The sequence below is a fragment of the Solicola agrisoli genome (genome assembly GCF_049059935.1).
Taxonomy (GTDB): Bacteria; Actinomycetota; Actinomycetes; order Propionibacteriales; family Nocardioidaceae; genus JAURVT01.
The window spans coordinates 1-5,000 of the sequence record NZ_JBMGQR010000067.1 but is presented as its reverse complement, the minus strand read 5'-3'; the positions used below and the strand labels follow the sequence as shown (position 1 = coordinate 5,000).

The 5,000-nt window shown below is 60.4% G+C and carries 2 protein-coding genes and 2 rRNA genes; all 4 read left to right on the top strand.

What is annotated here, in order from left to right; translation table 11 throughout:
- Window positions 1–260 precede the first annotated feature (260 nt).
- Window positions 261–3,362 (top strand): 23S ribosomal RNA (locus ACI6PP_RS18370).
- Between the two features lie 98 nt (window positions 3,363–3,460).
- Window positions 3,461–3,577, top strand: a 5S ribosomal RNA gene (gene rrf / locus ACI6PP_RS18365).
- 364 nt (window positions 3,578–3,941) lie between these two features.
- Window positions 3,942–4,589, top strand: a complete 648-nt coding sequence (locus ACI6PP_RS18360; RefSeq protein ID WP_421113072.1) for a tetratricopeptide repeat protein — start codon at window positions 3,942–3,944, stop codon at window positions 4,587–4,589.
- A 111-nt stretch (window positions 4,590–4,700) separates the two neighbouring features.
- Window positions 4,701–5,000, top strand: a 300-nt coding sequence (locus ACI6PP_RS18355) for a single-stranded DNA-binding protein (protein ID WP_421113071.1), incomplete at its 3' end; no start/stop codon positions are given.

The following is a 5,000-nucleotide window of genomic DNA, read 5'->3' as shown; positions in this document are numbered from 1 at the left end:
TCACTAGTGGAACGTCGATTATTTGGCCTGCAGCACTCGGAACCACCGTCAGTACATCCCGCAAGGGAACGGAACCTCGGTGGAAGACGAGCAAGCAGGTCAGGCACACTGTTGGGTCCTGAGGGATCGGGCTTAGGCCTCATCTCTTGGACCGCACATCCCGCGAACTACCGGATTCACCGGCAAGCGCGGGTATCAGTGCGGGACCGCCCGTATTTTGAGAACTTCACAGTGGACGCGAGCATCTTAGAAGTAAGTAATGACAAGCTACTAAGAGCACATGGTGGATGCCTTGGCATCGAGAGCCGATGAAGGACGTAGGAGTCTGCGATAAGCCCCGGGAAGCTGACAACCGAGCTGTGATCCGGGGGTGTCCGAATGGGGAAACCCACCTGGAGGAAAGTCCAGGTACCGGCGCCTGAACACATAGGGCGTTCGGAGGGAACGTGGGGAAGTGAAACATCTCAGTACCCACAGGAAGAGAAAACAACAGTGATTCCGAGAGTAGTGGCGAGCGAAATCGGAACAGGCTAAACCGTCGTAGGTGTGATAGCCGGCAGGCGTTGCCTCGACGGGGTTGTGGGACCGCACTGACTGTTCTGCCGATCAGTCGAAGAGTTAGAAACCATTGCTGAAGTTGAAGTGGACTGGAAAGTCCCGGCGTAGAGGGTGATACCCCCGTACACGTAAGGCAATGGCTCTTGTGCGTCATCCCGAGTAACACGCTACCCCTGAAATGGCGTGTGAATCTGGCGGGACCACCCGCTAAGCCTAAATACTCCTCGATGACCGATAGCGGACAAGTACCGTGAGGGAAAGGTGAAAAGTACCCCGGGAGGGGAGTGAAATAGTACCTGAAACCATGTGCTTACAATCCGTTGGAGCAGTTGCTTGCAACTGTGACAGCGTGCCTTTTGAAGAATGAGCCTGCGAGTTAGCGGTGTGTGGCAAGGTTAACCCGAGTGGGGAAGCCGTAGCGAAAGCGAGTCCGAATAGGGCGAATGAGTCGCACGCTCTAGACCCGAAGCGGAGTGATCTATCCATGGGCAGGTTGAAGCGCGGGTAAGACCGCGTGAAGGACCGAACCCACTTAGGTTAAAAACTGAGGGGATGACCTGTGGATAGGGGTGAAAGGCCAATCAAACTCCGTGATAGCTGGTTCTCCCCGAAATGCATTTAGGTGCAGCGTTGCGTGTTTCTTGCCGGAGGTAGAGCACTGGATGGTCTAGGGGGCTTACCAGCTTACTGAAATCAACCAAACTCCGAATGCCGGTAAGTGAGAGCGCAGCAGTGAGACAGTGGGGGATAAGCTCCATTGTCGAGAGGGAAACAGCCCAGACCATCAGCTAAGGTCCCAAAGCGATTGCTAAGTGGAAAAGGATGTGGAGTCGCAGAGACAACCAGGAGGTTGGCTTAGAAGCAGCCACCCTTGAAAGAGTGCGTAATAGCTCACTGGTCAAGTAATTCCGCGCCGACAATTTAGCGGGGCTCAAGCAATCCACCGAAGCTATGGCATTCATGTGATAACCAGGCCTTCGTGGTCCAGGTGCATGGATGGGTAGGGGAGCGTCGTGTGGCCAGCGAAGCGGCGGTGTGAACCAGCCGTGGAGGCCACACGAGTGAGAATGCAGGCATGAGTAGCGAATGAGGAGTGAGAAACTCCTCCACCGAATGACCAAGGGTTCCAGGGTCAAGCTAATCTTCCCTGGGTAAGTCGGGACCTAAGGCGAGGCCGACAGGCGTAGTCGATGGACAACGGGCTGATACTCCCGTACCGGCGCTGACGCGACCCTGCTGAACCCGGTGATGCTAAGTGCCCAAAACCTCAGACGTCTTCGGACAGACGAGGCGGAGCGCACGACCCGAACCGGTAGTAGGCAAGCGATGGGGTGACGCAGGAAGGTAGCTCAACCGCGGCGATGGTAGTCCGCGGACAAGGTCGTAGGGCTGGAGATAGGCAAATCCGTCTCCTGCATGCCTGAGAGCCGATGTCGAGCCGATTAAGGCGAAGTGAGTGATCCTATGCTGCCGAGAAAAGCCTCTAGCGAGCTTCAGAGCCGCCCGTACCCCAAACCGACTCAGGTGGTCAGGTAGAGAATACCAAGGTGATCGAGTGAACCATGGTTAAGGAACTCGGCAAAATGCCCCCGTAACTTCGGGAGAAGGGGGGCCGGACGTGTCAGGAGACTTGCTCTCCGAAGCACTCAAGGCCGCAGAGACCAGGCCCAAGCGACTGTTTACTAAAAACACAGGTCCGTGCGAAGAAGTAATTCGATGTATACGGACTGACTCCTGCCCGGTGCTGGAAGGTTAAGGGGACGTGTTAGTCAGTAATGGCGAAGCGCAGAACTTAAGCCCCAGTAAACGGCGGTGGTAACTATAACCATCCTAAGGTAGCGAAATTCCTTGTCGGGTAAGTTCCGACCTGCACGAATGGAGTAACGACTTGGGCGCTGTCTCAACCATGGACTCGGCGAAATTGCACTACGAGTAAAGATGCTCGTTACGCGCGGCAGGACGGAAAGACCCCGGGACCTTCACTATAGTTTGGTATTGGTGTTTGGTTCAGTTTGTGTAGGATAGGTGGGAGACTGTGAAGCAGGGACGCCAGTTCTTGTGGAGTCAACGTTGAAATACCACTCTGACTGTACTAGATATCTAACCTAGGTCCGTGATCCGGATCAGGGACAGTGCCTGATGGGTAGTTTAACTGGGGCGGTTGCCTCCTAAAATGTAACGGAGGCGCCCAAAGGTTCCCTCAGCCTGGTTGGCAATCAGGTTTCGAGTGTAAGTGCACAAGGGAGCTTGACTGTGAGAGAGACATCTCGAGCAGGGACGAAAGTCGGGACTAGTGACCCGGCGCTGGCATGTGGAAGCGGCGTCGCTCAACGGATAAAAGGTACCCCGGGGATAACAGGCTGATCTTCCCCAAGAGTCCATATCGACGGGATGGTTTGGCACCTCGATGTCGGCTCGTCGCATCCTGGGGCCGTAGCAGGTCCCAAGGGTTGGGCTGTTCGCCCATTAAAGCGGCACGCGAGCTGGGTTTAGAACGTCGTGAGACAGTTCGGTCCCTATCCGCCGCGCGCGTAGGAAACTTGAGAAAGGCTGTCCCTAGTACGAGAGGACCGGGATGGACGAACCTCTGGTGTGCCAGTTGTTTTGCCAAGAGCACGGCTGGTTGGCTACGTTCGGAAGTGATAACCGCTGAAAGCATCTAAGCGGGAAGCACGTTTCAAGATGAGGTTTCCCACTGGTTTACCAGGTAAGGCCCCCAGCAGATTACTGGGTTGATAGGCCGGAAGTAGAAGTGCGGCAACGCATGGAGCTGACCGGTACTAATAGGCCGAGGGCTTGTCTTACACCATTACTTTTCAAGCACTGCACGCGTCCACTGTGAGGTTCCCGAGATACGGTCGGGTGCCAGATGCTACTGGCATCATCGATATCTCAATAGAGTTTCGGCGACCATGGCGAAAGGGAAACACCCGGTAACATTCCGAACCCGGAAGTTAAGCCTTTCAGCGCCGATGGTACTGCACGGGAGACTGTGTGGGAGAGTAGGACGTCGCCGGACATATTCTTCAAACGGGCCGCCCTGGCCTTCAAGGCCGGGGCGGCCCGTTTTCTTTTGTGGTCCTGCGGGACCGGGAGGAGCCAGAGCAATGGCAGACGATGCGCGCGGTGGACGCCAGGGACGAGCCGGTTCGGGCGGACAGGGCCGATCGGGTGGACAGGGCCGAGCCGGCTCGGGCCGTCCGAGCGGTGGCGGTCGCGGAGGCTCCTCGGACCGCCGCGGTGGCGCGTCCTCCGGTGCCCCCCGCGGTGATCGTCAGCGTCAGGGTGCGCCCGGCGGTCGTGGTCGGGACACCCGGAACGAGCGGGCCCCACGGACCGAGGACCAGCAGCGCTACGACGGCCCGGAGCTGCCCGACGACGTGGTGGCCAAGGATCTCGACCCTCACGTCCGGCGCGCACTGGCGTCGCTGCCCGACAAGCTCGCCGACCGGGTCGCCCGTCACCTGGTGATGGCCGGCAACCTCATCGAGGAGGACCCCCAGCTCGCCTACCAGCACGCGCTGGCGGCTCGAGCGCGCGCGCAGCGGGTGGCTGTCGTGCGCGAGGCGTGCGGGGAGACTGCCTACGCCGCAGGCAAGTTCTCCGAGGCGTTGTCGGACCTGAGGGCCGCACGCCGGATGAACGGCGCATGGGACTACCTGCCGATGATGGCCGACTGCGAGCGCGCACTGCGACGTCCCGAGCGGGCCATCGCGATGGCGACCGAGCAGGCCAAGGAGGCCCTGGACCAGGCCGGCTGGGCCGAGCTGACGATCGTGGTCGCCGGTGCCCGTCGGGACCTCGGACAGACCGAGGCCGCCATCCGCCTCCTGGAGGGCGAGCGTCTGCACTCGCCGAGCCGTGAGGCGTGGGTGTCGCGGCTGCGTTACGCGTACGCCGACGCACTGGAGAGCGCCGGCCGCAAGGCCGAGGCGTTGGAGTGGTTCCACCGGACCGTGGCGGTCGACGGCAACGAGGACACCGACGCGGTGCTCCGCGTGCAGGCCCTCGACGGCACCGACGGTCGCTGACCGCTCCACGTCCACAGGGCGCATGCGGGCATCGGCTCGTCCACAGCGGGGGCGACGACCCGGTCGGTGGCCGGCGCGCGGACCCATCCTGGAAGCCAGGAGGTGGTCGCGATGGCGCTGACCGACGAGCAGGACGAGATCCCCTACGCCAACGAGGTGCAGATCGGCGGCCGGGTGGCCGCGCTCCCGGTGGTCAAGGTGATGCCGAGCGGTGACGAGATGGTCGCGTTCCGCGTGATCGTGCGCAGACCCCCGGCGGCGCGGAGGCGCAGCAAGATCACCGTCGACACGATCGACTGCGTGGCATGGACCTCGACGGCCCGTCGCACTGCGGCACGGCTTCAGGCCGAGGACGTCGTCGAGGTGACGGGGTCGCTGAGGCGCCGGTTCCAGCGCGCCGGCGGGGGCCCG